Below are 18,388 nucleotides of genomic sequence, written 5' to 3' on the forward strand. Positions count from 1 at the left end.
CAAAAATGTCAGTAACACTACAAATAACAAAATCTAATGTGGCTGTACTTGTTTTAAGCCGAGTTGAAAAACGTAACGCATTTAATAGTGAAGTAATACACGAGCTGATTCAGTGCATAGAGCATGCAAATACGCTCGATATTCGCGCTTTGGTTTTAAAAACTGAAGGAAAGCATTTTTCTGCAGGTGCCGATTTAGCCTGGATGAAATCAATGGCTGATAACAATTACGACGATAATCTTGCCGACTCTATGCAGCTCGCTAAATTAATGCAGGTGTTAGCGACCTCCCCTCATCCAACCATATGTGCTGTACAAGGCGCTGCGTTTGGCGGAGCGTTAGGCTTAATTGCATGTTGCGATATTGCCCTAAGTAAAGATGATGCCCAGTTTTGCTTAAGTGAAGTAAAGCTGGGGCTTATTCCTGCGGTAATTAGCCCCTATGTAATTAAAGCCATTGGTGAGCGCGCTGCGCGTCGCTACTTTTTAACCGCCGAGGTGTTTGATGCCCACACAGCAAAACAACTTGGTTTGGTTCATCAGGTAACCGGTAATTTAGATTGTGCGCTTGATAACATGCTGCAAACATTAATCGATAACGGCCCTGTCGCTGTAAAAGCCGCTAAGTCATTAATTAATGATGTAGCAAATAAGCCAATTAACGATGAACTTATTGAGCTCACGGCCGAACGTATTGCAAAAATTCGTGTATCTGATGAAGGCCAGGAAGGGCTAAGTGCCTTTTTTGATAAACGCCCTCCCGCTTGGCAACTGTAGGATTAACTATGAACACACACAATTTAAAAAAGATATTAATTGCCAACCGTGGTGAAATTGCATGCCGTATAATGCGAAGTGCAAAACAAATGGGCCTAACGACGGTGGCTGTTTATTCTGACGCCGACAAACATGCACAACATGTAAAAATCGCTGATGAGGCCTACCACATTGGCCCAGCACCCAGTAAAGACTCATACCTAGTCGCCGACAAAATTTTGCAAGTAGCTAAAAATGCAGGCGCTGACTGTATTCACCCAGGTTATGGGTTTTTATCTGAAAACAGCGAATTTGCTAAATCCTGTGAAGCTAACAATATTGCGTTTATTGGCCCACTTGCAAGCAGCATAGAGGCTATGGGCTCTAAAACCCGCGCTAAAGAAATAATGGCCGCTGCCAATGTGCCGCTAGTGCCTGGGTATTATGGTGATAATCAAGACCCTGCTTTTTTACAATCTGAGGCTGAAAAAATTGGCTACCCCGTGCTAATTAAAGCGGCCTTTGGTGGTGGCGGTAAAGGCATGCGCGTTGTTGAGCAAGCCAAAGACTTTATAACTGCACTTGAGGGCGCACAGCGTGAAGCAATAGCTGGTTTTGGTAACGACTTAGTACTGCTTGAACGCTACGTTAACCAGCCTCGCCATGTAGAAGTGCAAGTATTTGCCGATAACCACGGTAACTGTGTGTATTTAGGTGATCGGGATTGTTCCCTGCAGCGCCGTCATCAAAAAGTAATTGAAGAAGCCCCTGCGCCTGGTTTAAGCGATGAACTACGCAAAGAAATGGGTGAAGCCGCAGTACGCTGTGCCCTGGCAATAAATTACAGAGGTGCAGGTACGGTTGAGTTTTTGCTGTGCGGAGATGAGTTTTTCTTTATGGAAATGAACACGCGCCTGCAAGTAGAACACCCAGTAACCGAAATGGTAACTGGTGTAGATTTAGTTAATTGGCAAATTAATATTGCCGCTGGGCAAACGCTGCCACTAACACAAAGTGATATTCAATTACTGGGTCATAGTTTTGAAGCGCGTATTTATGCAGAAGATCCAAGTAACGACTTTATTCCCTGCTCTGGCACAATAGAAGCGTTAAGCACACCACTTAATAGTGAATTTGTACGTATTGATACCGGTATTGCACAAGGCGATGAAATAAGCCCGTTTTACGACCCTATGATTGCAAAGCTGATTGTGCATGATGATAACCGAGAACAAGCATTATCGCGTTTACGCCAAGCACTTGAGCAATTTCACTTAGCGGGTTTTAGCACTAACATTGGCTTTTTACATAACTTAGCAAGCCACCCTACGTTTGCTCAAGGTGCGCCAAGTACCCACTTTATCGCTGAGCAAGGTGAAGCATTAGTGAGTGTTGATAGTATCGAACTTGAAAAAGCACACGTAATTGCAGCCTTTGCTTACCTTGAATCGCTTAGCGCTAAAAACGAAGCAAAGCAAAGTGCAAGCCCTTGGCAACAATTAAGTGGTTTTACGCTTAATGCACCGCAAAAAGTGGATGTTCCATTTACAGATTTACCTATAAACGCCGTTAAAACTAAAGCGGGTTATGTCATTAACCATAATGAAAAACCGTTTGAGGTAACGGGTGAAATAATCCAAAACGTATACAGCGTGTTTATTAATGGCGAAAAATTTACCGCCCATGTAAGCCATGTTGATAACAGTATTAGCGTGATGTTTGGTGCGCTGCAAATCAAGCTTGCTTTAAATACTAAACATTACATTAGCAGCCATGAAAATGACGCACTGCCACTTGCTGCGCCACTTAATGGCACAGTCGTTAAGCATTTAGTTGAAGTAGGAAGCACTTTAACCAAAGGCGATGCGGTTGTTATTATTGAAGCCATGAAAATGGAATACACACTGAGCGCTCCACACGATGGTATTTTACAAAGTTATTGTTTTGCCGAGGGCGAACTTGTAACCCATGGTGCCCTACTTGCAATTGTAGAAGATACCACGGCGCAGGAGGCATCGTAATGTCCGCCTTTCCTAAAAAAGTGCGTATTGTAGAAATGGGTGCCCGCGATGGTCTGCAAAACGAAAAAGCGGTGTCTTCAAAAGATAAAATCACCTTAATTAATGCACTCAGTGATGCAGGCTTAAAAGATATAGAAGCAGGCGCATTTGTATCACCTAAATGGGTGCCACAAATGGCCGACTCAGCCGACGTGATAAAAGCACTTGATTTACCCCATGTAAATTTAAGTGCCCTTACGCCTAATTTAAAAGGTGCTCAAGCTGCCCTAGATGCAGGTGTTAGAGAATTTGCTATTTTTACTGCTGCAAGCGAATCGTTTTGCCAAAAAAACATAAACTGCAGCATTGATGAGAGTATTGAGCGCTTTAGTGAAGTAATGGCGTTTGCAAAAGCCAATAACATACGCGTGCGTGGTTATGTAAGCTGCATTGCTGGTTGCCCGTATGAAGGTGACATAGCGCCACAAAAAGTGCTTGAAGTAACACAAAAGCTACTTGCACTTGGCTGTTATGAGGTAAGCCTTGGCGATACCGTAGGAGTTGGTACCGCCAATAAAATTACCGAGGTGTTATCTTTATTATTACAACACATAGATAAAGCTAAATTAGCGGTTCACTTTCATGATACTTATGGCCAAGCGCTCACTAATATTTACGCAGCACTTAGCTTAGGAATAGCAACGGTTGATGCCGCTGTTGCAGGCCTTGGCGGCTGCCCTTATGCAAAGGGTGCGTCAGGAAATGTTGCCACTGAAGATGTTGTTTACTTACTCAATGGGCTTGGCATTGAACATGGAATTGATTTACAAAGGTTAAGTAACGCAGGTTGGCAAATTACGCAAGCACTTGGCAAAGCCCCTGTAAGCAAAGTGGCAATTGCAATGCACAACACACAAAAATAATAGTTTGACTCGCCAAATGGCAGTTAACACAATGAGGAGAGTCTCATGGCCGGTTTTGATAAAGTGGTTTCTAGTTACGAAGCTGCAATGGCAGGTTTAAAAGATGGCGATACCGTAATTGCTGGTGGTTTTGGCTTATGCGGCATTCCTGAGGGCTTAATTAAACACATTAAGCACATGAAAACTAAAGAGCTAACGGTAGTGTCTAATAACTGCGGTGTAGATGACTTTGGGTTGGGTATTTTACTCAAAGACAAACAAATAAAAAAAGTGATTGCCTCATACGTTGGCGAAAATGCCCTATTTGAGGAACAACTTCTTAGTGGCGAAATTGATGTAGAGCTTACCCCGCAAGGCACGCTTGCTGAAAAAATGCGTGCAGGCGGTGCAGGTATCCCGGCGTTTTATACCGCTACAGGTTACGGTACCCCTGTTGCTGAGGGTAAAGAGGTTAAAGAGTTTGACGGTCGCCCTTATATTTTAGAAGAGTCTATAACGGGTGAGTTTGCCATTGTAAAAGCATGGAAAGCCGACCGATACGGTAATTTAGTGTTTAGACACACCGCTATGAACTTTAACCCTATGGCGGCAACAGCAGGTAAAATTACCGTTGCCGAAGTAGAGGAAATTGTAGAACCCGGTGAGCTTGAGCCCAGCCAAATTCATACCCCAGGTATTTTTGTAAATCGCGTTATTAAGGGTAACTTTGAAAAACGCATTGAACGTGTAACAACACGAGATTAAGCAGGAGCACAGTTATGGCATTATCACGTGAACAAGTTGCAATGCGCGTTGCACAAGAACTACAAGACGGCTACTACGTCAATTTAGGCATAGGAATTCCGACACTCGTCGCAAACTATGTACCTGATGGCATAGAAGTTATGTTACAGTCCGAAAATGGTCTGTTAGGCATGGGACCATACCCTACTAAAGAAGAATTAGACGCCGATATGATCAACGCGGGTAAAGAAACCGTGACAGCTGCAACAGGCGCAGCCATATTTAATAGTGCAGATAGTTTTGCCATGATACGGGGTGGTCATGTAGACTTAACCGTTCTGGGTGCATTTGAAGTAGACCAGAACGGCAACATTGCGTCGTGGATGATCCCTAAAAAGCTGATTAAAGGCATGGGTGGCGCGATGGACTTAGTCGCTGGCGCGAAAAATATTGTTGTTACTATGACCCATGCAAGTAAGCATGGTGACTCTAAATTGCTAGAAAACTGCTCTTTACCGCTTACAGGCGTTAATTGCGTTAAAAAAATAGTAACAGATTTAGCCGTATTAGAAGTTAAAGACGGCGCATTTCATTTATTAGAACGTGCTCCTGGCGTATCAGTTGATGAAATCATTAGTAAAACAGCAGGTAAACTACTTGTTGACGGTGAAGTACCAGAAATGGTTTTTTAAATAATGTTGCTGATCATAAAATTTAAATAGCTTTACCATGTACCGACCTCATTCCCAGTGCCAATGGCGCTGAGTTACCCAAAATCCCTCGCAAGAGGGATTTTTTTTGCCTATTACTGTCTTATTCATACATCTGTAGTAAATTTATATCTATAATAGCGTTATAAATAAAATGTAAGCGCTTAGATTAATTGCACTAATTTGTAGATAGTCTGCACCTTTTTTGTGAACTAGCGCCAGTTTTATTTTTAACTATATGATATTATTATATTAAATAGTTGGTTCGATTTTTGCCTTACATAGGCGTCTTAATAAATTAAATAATACTGGAAAACATGCAAACTCCTATACGTGGCCTCCGCTCTTTTTGCTTTGCAGCAAGAAGTTTAAGTTTTAAGCATGCAGCCAATGAGCTGTATTTAACGCCGTCTGCGGTAAGCCATCAAATAAAACAACTTGAGGAACAACTTGGAATAGAGCTATTCCAACGTAAAACACGCTCTATTAGTTTAACTACAGCAGGTAAAAACTTTTTTGATGCTATATCGCCCATTATTAGCACTCTAGAGGGCACTATTAATGAATTTAGCCAAATGCAACAAAATACTAATTTAACAATTACGTTGCCTGAATTTTTTGCTAGCGAATTGCTCATGCCAAAGCTAAGTGAGTGGACATCAGAGCATCCTAATATAAACTTGCAAATGGATACGCTAAAGACTCGCAAAGAGTTAACCCGTCATAGCGATTTATCTATTGTTTTATCATCGAGTAAACCCACCGAAGGCTTAGCTACAGAGCTATTTAATCTTGAATATATACCTGCTTGTAATGAAAAGCTTTTAAAGCAATGGAAAGATGATCATTGCCAAGCGCTTAATCAAGTACCACTTATTCTGCATAAAGCACGCCCATGGGCATGGCATCAATGGGCAGAAAAAGCAGGGATTGATGACTTCTCGCCTTCACAAATCATTCAAATAGACAGCATGTTTGGTGTTGCCCGTGCAGCGCAGCAAGGTATCGGTATTTCACTTATTCCATTACCCATTAGCCAAAGCTGGCTTGATGAACAATGGTTATATAAATTATTTGAACGACCACTTACCACTAAAGATAAATATTACTTAGTACAGCATGAAACTAACACACCTAATCCTGCGCTAGATCTGTTTGCTAAATGGGTGGTATCTACATTTCGAAAAATCCAAAATTAACTTATACAGGGCGGCGAGCGCTTAAAATACGCAATACTACTTTTTAGTTATTTTAAAATAGTTGCCTAATCTTCGCCCTTCTCTCCTCGTTAAATAAACTTTTATTATACTTATAAAAATCATCACTATAGCCTCGCGAGTTAGACTAAAGTCTATAGCTTAATTTTTTTCACTTATTAGTTTTATTTTTATCGTTTGTCGAGCTGCTACGTTTATTTTAAAGTTAATTTATCGAAAGCAAATAATTAAATACTTTAATTTTATTTATTGTTTTGCTCCAAATAAATGCAACCTTTTTGGATGTGATAGCTCTAACTAGGTAAGAAAAGAATCTTATATTGTGTGTGTAAGATGTTGTCAGTGTGAAAAAGCAGTTCAGGTCAGGTGGTGACTTGGTTTGGACTGTTTTTTATTCCACCAGCACCATGCAATAAATAAATTAGCTACTGTGTAGCAAACCAAATCTTATATTGTGTGTGTAAGATGTTGTCAGTGTGAAAGACGGTTCATATGGGGTGGTGACCTTATATGGGCCGTTTTTATTTTTGGCTTATTATTCCATCATTATGTGGTGTCGACGTTTTAATTCATTAATCTCTTCTGTATTTTCTTTTAAAAAAATATCAAATTTGTGAACTACTTCAGGGTAATTAACACTCGATAGCTTATAAGCTTGCTTAGCTATAGGTAGATGATGCTGAAAATACACAGGATCAACCACGTCAAAAAATTCTTTGATGTTGTAGGTAAGCACGTTATGTGAAATATAGATGCAATTAATACGCTTTTTATAAAGTAAATAAATCATATCAAGTACACTTTCAGACTCTACAATACGCACATTAGCTTTATTAGTTAAACTAGGGATACCTTGTAAGGTAAACCCCCTCACTTTGCCAATAATTTTGCAATCGCCTAAGCTGATATTTTCTTTTAATGAAGCAATGCCAGTATGCGGAACAATTAAATCCTGTGAATAATTGATACTAACCTGCTGTTTTAATTTATAAGATTTTTGCCAGTTAGGATTATCAGGATATTTAAAATCTACACGTTGGTGTTCAACAAATTCTTTGTAAAGCCTTGGGATAGGTAACGTATAAAACTCAAACTGTATATTGTTTTGTTTAGCAAACAACTCTAAAAGTGCACGACTAAAACCCGTATATACTTGCATGGTGGTCATACTGCCATCATAAAATGGCAGATACTCGATATTCTCCACACCAACCACATATTTCTTTTTAGGCTCTGCAATAGTATTACCGCAAGCTAGTATAGTGGTCATAGAAAGTAAAAACGTGAGTGTTTTAATAATTCACCATTATCGAAGATTTTATATTAGTTTAGGTTTACTTACCGTTACCTGCCAACTTGAATAACTAAATTTATTAACTCATATGTAATTATAGGTATTTGACATCATTTAACAGCTTCTAGTTTATTACAGATTGTAAAATCACCATTTGATCACGGTAATAAAGAGCTTGGTATTAGCATGAGTAAATACCAAGCTCTTTTACAATTACTTAAGAATTATCACGAGGGACAAATTCTAGCACTGTCGCATTTATACAGTAACGGTCTGTGCCTCTTGGCCCCTCTCCAGGGAATAAATGCCCAAGGTGAATACCTGTGCTTTTAGATTTGAGTTCTATGCGCTGCATACCCCAACTACTATCATCATGCTGAGTGACACTATTTTTTACTGGATGTTTAAATGATAACCAACCTGTACCTGAGTTAAATCTATCTCGTGTATCAAATAATGGCTCTCCACTTAACTTATCTACAAATACACCATCCGGCGTATTTTTAAACGCTTTATATTCCTTGCAGTAAGGTCGATCCGTTCTTGCATTAAATGCCACTCTATATGCATCACTTTTACCCAGTTTGAAAGCACCTAGCGCTTTATAAAACTCTTCTGGGCTTGCATAACCTTGACGGCTATATACTTCTTCACCATTTTCTAAAAAAAGTATCGTAGGCGTAGCCCACGTCGCCGATTTAATCTTTAAACCTTCAAGCTGATCTGCATGACGAAACGACATAGGCACTGTGCCTTTATAATCATTAGCCACTGTATTTTTAAACTTTTCACAGTATGGGCAGTACTCTCGTGAATCAAGAACAACAATTTGCTTGCCTGTTAATAACATAGCGTTATCAACTTTTTCGGTTGGTTTTTTATTAAAAACAACACCGGTAGAATGATCGGGGCAATAACCATTTGGGTTCTTTTCAAGGTAATTTTGGTGATACTCTTCAGCTGATACAAACCCTTCAAGCGGTTTAATTTGTGTGGTAATTTTGCCATAACTAGCGTCTGTTAATAGTTGCTGATACTGCGACTTAACTTGCTTAGCAATTTCGGCTTGTTTATCTGAAGTAGTTAAAATAATTGAGCGATACTGTGTACCTACGTCGTTACCTTGACGATTTTTTTGCGTTGGGTCGTGACTTTCAAAGTAAGTTTTAAGTAAATCCTCTGATGAAATAATATTGCTGTTATACATAACTTGTACAACTTCAGCGTAATTATTTTCGTCAAACCGTCGTGATTGATCAGTTATGTTTTTATACGTTGCTTTAAAGCCATTTCCATCGGCATAACCCGACTCTGCATTAATAACACCATTTAGCGCTTCGTAACGCTTTTCAGCCCCCCAAAAACACCCTGAGCCTAGTACTATGGTTTCAACATGCGTTGTGGCTTCTAAATTACTGTGTTCTACTTTTTCCATCGATAAAGCAAAACTGCCTGCGCTAAATATAATAGCAGCGCCTGATAAATATAATAAATGCTGGTGTTTCATAAAATGCCTCTTAAACATGTACGTGCTAAGTAAGACCTCCTTATCGTGTTTTTAATTTCATCTATACGTTTATAAGTACACAGAGTTCAGGTTAGCTTGCAAGATTTATTTATGCCTATTCATTCATCGCAACACTATGAACTAATTAATTTATCTGTGTTAGCGTTAGAATATGTTGTTTTTATCAGGTTATTTATGAGTCAGATCCCTTCCCTTTTTGCATTAAGTAACAGCTCATTACTCTTTGATGCATCGCATTTAGAACCAAATAACGTACTCTCTATCCAAAAAAAAATTTGGACACTAGCAGAATATTGCAAGCAAAGCGGCGATTTTACTGATTTAGTACCCGCGATGAATTCTCTTACTTTGTATTTAAAAAACGCCCAAAATTTAAATAAATGGCAAAAAACACTATTAACTATTTGGGATGACGTAAAAAGCACATCTTTTAAATCCCAGCATCATAAAATTAATACTGTTTATAACGGCGAAGATTTAGCCTACGTCGCACAATATAATAATTTAACCACTGAAGATGTTGTCAACATCCATAGTAAAACCCATTACCACGTTTTATTTTTAGGTTTTCAACCCGGATTTGCTTACTTACATGGCCTTGATGAACGTTTACACACGCCTAGGCGCAAAGAGCCCCGCACAAAGGTGCCAAAAGGTTCTGTAGCCATTGGAGCTGACAAAACAGCTATTTACCCTGCCGACACTCCTGGTGGTTGGCATATTATTGGCCAAACTAGCACTCAATTATTCGACCACACTTTACAAACACCTTGTTTAATTAATCCCGGTGATACGCTTGAGTTTGTTCCGTGTAGTTTAAGTGAGGATATTACCCATGATTAAAGTGATAAAGCCAGGCGTGCAATTAAGCATACAAGATCTTGGTCGAACAGGTTATAGGCACTTAGGGGTAAGTAAAACAGGCAGTTTAGATCCCTACGCACAAGTGATTGCTAATCGTTTGATAAATAATAACGACAATGACGCAGTACTTGAGATTACTGTTGGCTTATGCGAGTTGGCGTTTTTATGCAGCACCGAAATAGCACTTCATGGTGCCGACTTACAAGCAAGCATAGATGGTAAACCAATTTACCCAGGCTGGAGTTATAAAGTTAGGGCCAACCAAACTATATGCTTTAATACAGGACGCGCAGGATTGAGAGCCTATTTAGCGGTTAAAGGTGGTATTAAAACACCGGTAATTATGGATTCGCGCGCTACTGATTTAAATGCTTCTTTTGGCGGGCTTAATGGCAAAGCGCTAAGCGCAGGCGTTATTTTACCAATAGACGAATACATTAATAATAACTTTAAACAAACAGGTGCGTTAGCCCCCCCTAAACGACAAATAATTAGAGTTTACGCAAGCCCACATACCCACATTCTTGGGAATGTTATTGCGGATGTTTTTATAAATACACGCTTTAAGGTGTCTTATAATAGCAACCGCATGGGAGTCAAGCTGGAAAATGCAGTCAACTCACTGACACATACTCACTCACTACCATCAATTGGCGTTAGCCCAGGTAGCATACAATTACCACCAAATGGTGATCCTATTGTATTACTAAATGACGCTCAAACTACTGGTGGCTATCCTTTACTTGGGACTGTGATAGAAGCAGATCTTCATCAATTTGCACAATTTAGACCGGGTGATTTAGTAAAGTTTGAATACGTTACTATTGAAGATGCAGCTAAAGCGAAGCACAAATTGAGTGGCCATTTAGAACAATTAAAAATTGCACTAAAAAATAAAAAGTAACTTGTCTTGAAAGTGCCTCATGTTTAATTTGAGTTATTGGCTGCTTAATAACATATATTTTGTAATTGGCTTTACAAAATATATGTTTGAACTATATAACCAAGGCACTTTTAATTAAAGGTCACAGCATAAGCCTTGCCCATTAAGTGGTATTTGGAATGCACAGCGAATACTAGAACCCATAAATAGCTCCTTGTAAGTAAGCTTTAATATTATTAATGCACACTTTTTAGATTTAAATTTGATGGTTAATTTGTATTTGCCTTCTATACATCATGCACCACAATGGTGCTGAAATTATGTGTAAATATCCCATATAAACACGCTCAAGCTCACGATAGCTCAAGCTTTGAACAGCAATAATGGTGTAAAAACAATCATTGCAACCACGTTTTAACCTTTTTGGTGCACTCAACTCTGCCTTGGTGCATAAATTATTCTCAATTAATTGTAAAAGCAGTGTGACTTGAGTAATTATTTCTGATAAAACAAGGTTTCGCAGCATCGCAAAGTTGCCTTGCCGCACACATAATAGGAATGAGGAGTTACTATGTGTTCAATTTTTGGTGTATTAGATATTAAATCTAACGCCGCTCAGTTGCGAACCCAAGCAATTGAAATGTCAAAGCTACTTAGGCATCGAGGCCCTGATTGGTCTGGTGTTTATTCATCTGAAAAAGCGATTTTAGTGCATGAACGCTTAGCCATTGTTGGCGTATCAAGCGGCGCACAGCCTTTATACAACCCAGAAAAAACAAATATTTTAGCGGTTAACGGCGAAATTTATAATCACAAAGAACTGGCAGCAGAATTAGAGGTTGATTTTAAATTTCAGACTCAATCAGACTGTGAAGTTATTTTAGCGTTATATAAACAAAAAGGTCCTGAGTTTTTAGATGATCTAAATGGTATTTTTGCATTTTGTTTATACGATGAAGAAAATGATGCTTACTTAATTGGCCGTGACCACATTGGTATTATTCCACTTTACACAGGCCACGATGAGCACGGTAACTTTTATGTTGCCTCTGAGCTTAAAGCACTTTCGCCAATCTGTAAGCACATTGAAGAATTCCCTCCTGGTCATTACCTTTACAGCAAAGATGGTGAGCTTAAACCTTATTACAAACGTGACTGGGAAACTTTCGACGCAGTTAAAGATAACAGCGCAGAAGCTCAAGATGTTAAAGAAGCATTAGAAGCGGCAGTTAAACGCCAGCTAATGTGTGATGTACCATACGGTGTATTGCTTTCTGGTGGTTTAGACTCATCTGTTATTTCGGCTATTACACAGCGATTTGCTGCAAAACGTATTGAAGATAATGATGAAAGCGATGCATGGTGGCCTAAGCTTCATTCATTCTCTGTTGGTCTTGAAGGTTCACCTGATTTGGCGGCTGCACAAAAAGTGGCTGATATGATCGGTACTGTTCACCACCCTATCATTTTTACTATTCAAGAAGGTATTGACGCACTACGTGAAGTTATTTACCACATTGAAACGTACGATGTAACCACTATTCGCGCATCAACCCCTATGTATTTAATGGCTCGTCAAATTAAAGCAATGGGTATTAAAATGGTGCTTTCGGGTGAAGGCGCAGATGAACTATTTGGCGGTTACTTGTACTTCCATAAAGCGCCAAACGCACAAGAGTTTCATGAAGAGTTAAACCGCAAAGTGTCAAAACTACATATGTTTGACTGTTTACGTGCTAATAAATCAATGGCGGCATGGGGCGTTGAAGCACGTGTACCGTTCCTTGATAAAGAATTTGTTGATGTAGCAATGCGCATTAACCCTGAAGCTAAAATGTGTAAAGATGGCAAGATCGAAAAAGACATTTTACGTGCAGGCTTTGACGGCTACCTACCAGAAGAAGTGTTATGGCGCCAAAAAGAGCAGTTTTCAGATGGTGTTGGCTACAGCTGGATTGATACATTAAAAGAGTTTGTAAACGAGCAAGTAAGTGACCAAGAGCTTGCAAATGCTAAGTTTAAATACCCTATTAATACACCAGACTCAAAAGAAGCGTACTACTACCGTACAATTTTTGAAGAGCATTTCCCAGGTGATGCATCAGCTAAGTGTGTACCTCATGGTAAGTCAGTGGCGTGTTCTACCCCTGAAGCACTTGCATGGGATGCATCATTTCAAAATAATGCAGATCCTTCTGGTCGAGCTGCTGGCGTTCATAACGACGCATATGCAAGCAAAGGCTAATCGCACTTGTTTAACGCAGCATAGGCCCTTTTGGCTTATGCTGCGCTTTATTAAACACACCTTCACCGAATCTGTTTTTTATAGCCATAAACATAACTTATTAGGCTCAAGCGCCTTAATCGTTATTTATAAAAATGGGCTTACCTCTAAAATGATGCAGCTCATAGCATCAAAGTCTAAACACCCAGCCACCGTATTTTTAAACTTAAATGAAATAACCAAACCTAGGTGTAAAATTCGCTGGTTTAATCAAACAAACGAAATTAAACGTTGCGGTCACGGGTCGTTAGCAGCCGCTAAATGCTTAACAAGTCACTTCAATTACTGCCCTAATGTATTTGTGTCATCCTCAGATGAAGAATTTAATATAAATATTAAAAGGCAAAAAGCACATCTCAAACTACAAACACTCAGGATGTATAAAACAAATTATAAAAAAGAACTAGCCGCTCTGTTTTCTCTTCCTATTAAAGCGACGTACAGTAGTGCAAACGAAAATGGTTATACGATTTTGCTGTTTGACTCAAAAGAAAATTTAGAAAGCTTACAGGTTGATTTTGACAGCTTAGCTAAAGCTCATAACAATGCAGTTATTGCACTGTGCATCCCCCGTTATAACAGCGATAAAGCAGTAGCGCATTTTAGGTATTTTGCACCGCAATTTGGCGTAAATGAAGATGCAGCCACAGGCTCTGCGGTATCAGTTATTGCGCCAATTTTATTTAAACTAACTGGTTTAAATAAAGTTCAGTTAGAACAAAAATCAAGTAATGGCGCGTTGTTAGAGTTTATATATAACCACGGCCATGTTGAAGTGAGTTAAATAAGCTTATTGCGGCCTTAATAAGCAAAGTGCAAAGTAGTTGTTATCATCCTGCCATGTTTGCTCTAAGTTTAAGTTAGCCTGCCCTGCAAGTTGTTTAAACGACTCAAGAGTATACTTATGTGAATTTTCAGTATGGATGCTTTCACCTTTTATAAAATCTACTTGTTGGTTATTTATAACCACACTTTGGTCGCACTTACTCACTAAGTGCATTTCTATACGACTATGATGTTCGTTAAAGCGTGATTCGTGACTAAAGTTATCCAAATCAAAAGTACCGTTAAGCTCGTTATTAATTCTTTGTAGTAAGTTTTTATTAAACGCAGCGGTGATACCTGCGCCGTCGTCGTAAGCATCGAGCAATACTTGACGCTCTTTTACTAAATCGATGCCAATTAATACATAACCATTTACACCACATAAGCGATGAAAGTTATTCATAATTTCAATGGCTTTTACGGGTGCAAAATTCCCAAGTGTAGAGCCTGGGAAATAAACTAAGTTTGTTTGGCTATCTAGGGATGTATCTTTTGTTAACTGCTTTACCATTTGGCTATGAGTGAAATCGCCAAGTAGCGGCGAAATAGATAACTCAGGAAATAGCGGCGATAAATGCGCCAGTGAGTAGTTAAGCATTTCTGAGGATATTTCAAAAGGAACAAACGTTTTAACATTGCTCATGTGAGCGAGTAAATACGCTACCTTTTTACCCGACCCACAGCCTGGCTCTATAATTGATAGGTTTTCAGGAAGCATATTTGCAATTGCTTTTGAATAATCTTCTAAAATTGCCAGTTCTGTACGTGTCACGTAATACTCTTTTAGTGACGTTATTTGCTCAAATAATGCAGCGCCTTTGTCATCATAAAAATACTTACATGGCAGTGTTTTTTGTTGTTGGGCGAGCCCGCTTAATACATCGTTTAAAAACTCGGTATCGGTTATGCTGCACTGCTTTATTGCTGTTAGTTGGCTCATAGTATGTCCTTTGCTAGTCGAATTCCGCTGCACATCCACGCTTGGTGTGGGTAATAAAAATTTCGGTAGGTTTGTCGCAGGTGATTATTTGGGGTAAGTACACACCCGCCACGCAACACCATTTGATTGTTCATGAACTTGCCATTGTATTCACCTGCCACCCCTTCAATAGGTTTGAAGCCGGGATAAGGTAAATACGCGCTATTAGTCCATTGCCAACATGCATCACTTAATTGTTCTATGTTTGCCTCACCTTTTGCTGGCGCCGGCATTGAGTTGTCATCAATCGTTTTATTTGTCGCACTATTTTGAGCCGCATATTCCCATTCAAACTCAGTTGGCAAACGTGCTTTTACAAAATTAGCGTAAGCACTGGCCTCAAAATAACTAATATGGCAAATGGGTGCATTTAAATTAAGTGGCTGTAGGCCATAATGTGTAAATTCATACCACTGTCCATTAATACACTGCCAATATAGCGGTTGCGTTAACTCATTCGCTTGAATATTTGCCCAGCCATCACTTAGCCAATAATCGGCGGTGTTATAACCGCCCGCATTAATAAAGGCCAAATATTCGCCATTGGTAACTAACCTGTTTGCAAAGCTAAATGGATGAATGAGTACTTGATGCTTTGGCTGTTCGTTATCATATGCAAATTCAGTTTCTGCATTTGTGCCTATATTAATAATTGCTTGATCAAACTCTATAAACTCCATAGCTTCAATATCGGCTTGTTTGTCTGTGTAGAGCTGTGATGGACTAAGGTACTGTGGATATAAAGGGTTAACAGAAAAATTATATTTAATGTCCATGAGCATCAGTTCTTGATGTTGTTGCTCATGATTTAAGCCAAGTTCAATGATGTTTTTAATATCATCACTAAGCGAGGTATTTAGTAATTGAGTCACATGCTTATCTACGTAGTCTCTATAAGCTATTACTTCATCAAGCGCTGGCCTTGATAAACTTGCGCGGTTTGCGCGCTTAAACTGCTCCCCTATGCCGTTATAGTAAGAGTTAAATAACATTTTAAAATGCGGATTAAATACACTGTACTGCTCATCGTGAGCACTTAATAAAAAAGTTTCGAAAAACCATGTAGTGTGCGCTAAATGCCATTTAGTGGGGCTTGCATCTGCCATCGCTTGTAACTGGCAGTCTTCAGCACTCAAAGAAGCAATAATATTTAAACTGTTGCTTCTTATACCTATAAAACGTTTAACCAGCTCATTGTTATGGGAGGTGCTTACAGCGCTCTGACTCATAATAGTATTAATCCTTTGCCTATTTACTTAAAATATAGTCTAGACCTTGAGTAGTGTTAAATCATATTCATATTACAACTTGATTAAAGCAAAACATCAGCCTATAAAATAATGACTACTCTCACTAGTCAGTATTAAATAATCAAAAAAATATGATCTTTATTTGTTTAATCAAGTACCATAATGCTTTTAATACCAAACTAATTTTTAACGCTAACTGAACTTATCGATTTTTACTCAAACATTGCTAAATCATAATTTTGGCCATATAAACAGCGTTTTAAATACAAATTCATTTACATTTAATATTTAACTCATACACTAGTAGCTGTATGATCACTCTTCAAATTAGTTAGTCTTCAAATAATTACAGTATTACTTTTTACTTGATATTTAAAGGCCAATGTAATTCGATATAACGCCGATTTATTTCGGTTTGTTAGGACAACAATAGAGGTATTGCATGAAGGAAAATCATGACAAATATAGTATCGACAACACGGACTACACCGTAGGTCAGGATAATGTACAAAAATGGGGCTTTGATATACATAACCCTGTTTTTGGTATCAGTGCAGGCCTGATTGTCGTTTTTTTAATCGCCATTTTAGTTACTGAGCCGCAAACTGCAAAAGCCGCACTCGACGGCGTTAAGCTCGATATTATTAATAATTTTGATGCTTTATTTATGTGGGCAGCAAACTTTTTTGTATTATTTTGCTTGGCATTAATTGTATCTCCTTACGGTAACATCCGCTTAGGTGGCGATGATGCTAAACCATCACATTCTCGTATCTCTTGGCTCGCTATGTTATTTGCTGCTGGCATGGGTATTGGTCTTATGTTTTGGGGCGTTGCAGAACCTGTAGCCTATTTTACTGGCTGGTATGAAACACCACTTAACGTAACGGCTAATACACCTGAGGCTGCAAAGCTTGCTATGGGTGCAACCATGTTCCATTGGGGATTACACCCATGGGCAATTTACGCAGTAGTTGCGCTTTCTTTAGCATTTTTTACCTACAATAAAGGGTTACCTCTTTCAATCCGTTCTATTTTCTACCCAATATTGGGCGACAAAGCTTGGGGTTGGCCTGGTCACGTAATTGATATTTTAGCCGTGCTTGCCACCTTGTTTGGTCTAGCAACCTCATTAGGTTTAGGTGCTCAACAAGCATCTGCTGGTATTAACCATGTGTTTGGAACAGATGGTGGTGTTGGCTCTCAAATATTAGTAATAGTGGGTGTAACCCTGCTAGCTATTATTTCTGTTGTGCGTGGAATTGATGGTGGCGTAAAACTTTTAAGTAACATTAATATGCTAATTGCTTTTGCCTTATTAGTGTTTGTTTGCTTAGTAGGTTTTGCTGTTGCTATGGGTAATGTTCCTAATACGATTATGGGTTATGTAGAAAACATAATTCCGCTCAGCAACCCTCATGGTCGTGAAGACGAAACATGGATGCACGGCTGGACTGTATTTTACTGGGCTTGGTGGATTTCGTGGTCACCGTTTGTAGGTATGTTTATAGCACGCGTATCACGTGGTCGTACAATTCGTGAATTTTTGGTAGCGGTATTATTAATTCCTACATTAGTCACTGTTTTATGGATGTCGATTTACGGCGGTATTGCGATAGACCAAGTAGTTCAGGGGGTTGGTAGCTTAGGCACTAACGGTTTAACTGATGTACCTTTAGCCATGTTCCAAATGTTTGACGAGCTACCTATGGCTAATATTCTATCGTTTATTGCTATTGTGTTAGTGCTGGTCTTTTTTATTACTTCGTCAGACTCTGGCTCGCTTGTAATAGACTCTATTACAGCAGGCGGTAAAATTGATGCACCCGTGCCACAGCGTATTTTTTGGGCATCGGTAGAGGGTGCAATAGCAGCAGCTCTACTTTGGATTGGTGGCACAGAGGCTATTCAGGCACTTCAAGCTGGTGCGGTATCAACTGGCTTACCATTCACCATTGTATTATTACTAATGTGTGTAAGCTTATTATTAGGTTTACGTACTGAGCCACGCTCACTAAGTAAATAAGTAATATATTTTAAACGTTAAAACGCCGCATAATTGCGGCGTTTTTTATGTTTGAAGTTAAGCCCTGTTGGCTCTTGTAAATTAAAACTTGTTTATAAGAGAGTAACCGCATTACTTAAAACCAGTT

General features: G+C 39.1%; 15 protein-coding genes. 11 read left to right on the forward strand and 4 right to left on the reverse strand.

From position 1 onward, the window contains the following. The first annotated feature begins 5 nt into the window (after nt 1–5). The 6 genes from J8L73_RS07025 to J8L73_RS07050 all read left to right on the forward strand — a co-directional run bounded on the left by J8L73_RS07025 (nt 6) and on the right by J8L73_RS07050 (nt 6,310). Nucleotides 6–776 (forward strand): enoyl-CoA hydratase/isomerase family protein, encoded by a 771-nt coding sequence (locus tag J8L73_RS07025; RefSeq protein WP_211015702.1) that lies wholly within the window; start codon nt 6–8, stop codon nt 774–776. An 8-nt stretch (nt 777–784) separates the two neighbouring features. Then, nucleotides 785–2,776 (forward strand): acetyl/propionyl/methylcrotonyl-CoA carboxylase subunit alpha, encoded by a 1,992-nt coding sequence (locus J8L73_RS07030; RefSeq protein WP_211015704.1) that lies wholly within the window; start codon nt 785–787, stop codon nt 2,774–2,776. Beyond that, nucleotides 2,776–3,678, forward strand: coding sequence for a hydroxymethylglutaryl-CoA lyase (locus J8L73_RS07035; protein ID WP_211015706.1), 903 nt, complete (start codon nt 2,776–2,778; stop codon nt 3,676–3,678). The genes J8L73_RS07030 and J8L73_RS07035 overlap by 1 nt, the downstream gene beginning before the upstream one ends. Nucleotides 3,679–3,723: 45 nt before the next feature. After that, complete coding sequence (locus J8L73_RS07040; RefSeq protein WP_211015708.1) at nt 3,724–4,422, forward strand: CoA transferase subunit A; 699 nt, start codon at nt 3,724–3,726, stop codon at nt 4,420–4,422. 14 nt (nt 4,423–4,436) lie between these two features. Next, nucleotides 4,437–5,093, forward strand: a complete 657-nt coding sequence (locus tag J8L73_RS07045; RefSeq protein ID WP_211015710.1) for a CoA transferase subunit B — start codon at nt 4,437–4,439, stop codon at nt 5,091–5,093. A gap of 335 nt (nt 5,094–5,428) precedes the next feature. Then, complete coding sequence (locus J8L73_RS07050; RefSeq protein WP_211000117.1) at nt 5,429–6,310, forward strand: LysR family transcriptional regulator; 882 nt, start codon at nt 5,429–5,431, stop codon at nt 6,308–6,310. 553 nt (nt 6,311–6,863) lie between these two features. Here the strand turns inward: J8L73_RS07050 and J8L73_RS07055 are convergent. Both J8L73_RS07055 and msrA read right to left on the reverse strand, forming a co-directional pair. Further along, entirely contained in the window at nt 6,864–7,598 is a 735-nt protein-coding gene (locus J8L73_RS07055) for an amino acid ABC transporter substrate-binding protein (RefSeq protein ID WP_211015712.1), read from the reverse strand. Nucleotides 7,599–7,839: 241 nt separating this feature from the next. Then, nucleotides 7,840–9,129 (reverse strand): peptide-methionine (S)-S-oxide reductase MsrA, encoded by a 1,290-nt coding sequence (msrA, locus tag J8L73_RS07060; RefSeq protein WP_211015714.1) that lies wholly within the window; start codon nt 9,127–9,129, stop codon nt 7,840–7,842. Between the two features lie 195 nt (nt 9,130–9,324). Between msrA and pxpB the strand changes: the two genes are divergently transcribed. From pxpB to J8L73_RS07080, 4 genes are all read left to right on the forward strand, one after another. Beyond that, entirely contained in the window at nt 9,325–9,993 is a 669-nt protein-coding gene (gene pxpB / locus J8L73_RS07065; RefSeq protein WP_211015716.1) for a 5-oxoprolinase subunit PxpB, read from the forward strand. After that, nucleotides 9,986–10,918, forward strand: a complete 933-nt coding sequence (locus J8L73_RS07070; protein ID WP_211015718.1) for a biotin-dependent carboxyltransferase family protein — start codon at nt 9,986–9,988, stop codon at nt 10,916–10,918. Before pxpB ends, J8L73_RS07070 begins: the two co-directional genes overlap by 8 nt. A 550-nt stretch (nt 10,919–11,468) precedes the next feature. Further along, nucleotides 11,469–13,142 carry an asparagine synthase B gene (gene asnB, locus J8L73_RS07075; RefSeq protein WP_211000122.1) on the forward strand — a complete coding sequence of 558 codons (1,674 nt, stop codon included), beginning with the start codon at nt 11,469–11,471 and terminating at the stop codon, nt 13,140–13,142. Between the two features lie 37 nt (nt 13,143–13,179). Beyond that, the gene (locus tag J8L73_RS07080) at nt 13,180–13,965 is read left to right on the forward strand and encodes a PhzF family phenazine biosynthesis protein (protein WP_348771968.1); all 786 of its coding nucleotides are present in this window, start codon (nt 13,180–13,182) and stop codon (nt 13,963–13,965) included. 6 nt (nt 13,966–13,971) lie between these two features. Here J8L73_RS07080 and egtD read toward each other — a convergent pair whose 3' ends face one another. Beyond that, the gene (gene egtD, locus J8L73_RS07085; RefSeq protein WP_211015722.1) at nt 13,972–14,946 is read right to left on the reverse strand and encodes an L-histidine N(alpha)-methyltransferase; all 975 of its coding nucleotides are present in this window, start codon (nt 14,944–14,946) and stop codon (nt 13,972–13,974) included. Continuing rightward, nucleotides 14,943–16,214, reverse strand: a complete 1,272-nt coding sequence (gene egtB / locus J8L73_RS07090) for an ergothioneine biosynthesis protein EgtB (protein WP_211015724.1) — start codon at nt 16,212–16,214, stop codon at nt 14,943–14,945. The genes egtD and egtB overlap by 4 nt, the downstream gene beginning before the upstream one ends. Before the next feature lie 463 nt (nt 16,215–16,677). Here egtB and J8L73_RS07095 point away from each other — a divergent pair, with 463 nt between their 5' ends. Beyond that, nucleotides 16,678–18,261, forward strand: coding sequence for a BCCT family transporter (locus tag J8L73_RS07095; protein WP_211000126.1), 1,584 nt, complete (start codon nt 16,678–16,680; stop codon nt 18,259–18,261). Nucleotides 18,262–18,388: the final 127 nt, after the last annotated feature.

This window comes from Pseudoalteromonas sp. MMG006, from assembly GCF_018101025.1.
Lineage (GTDB): Bacteria > Pseudomonadota > Gammaproteobacteria > Enterobacterales > Alteromonadaceae > Pseudoalteromonas.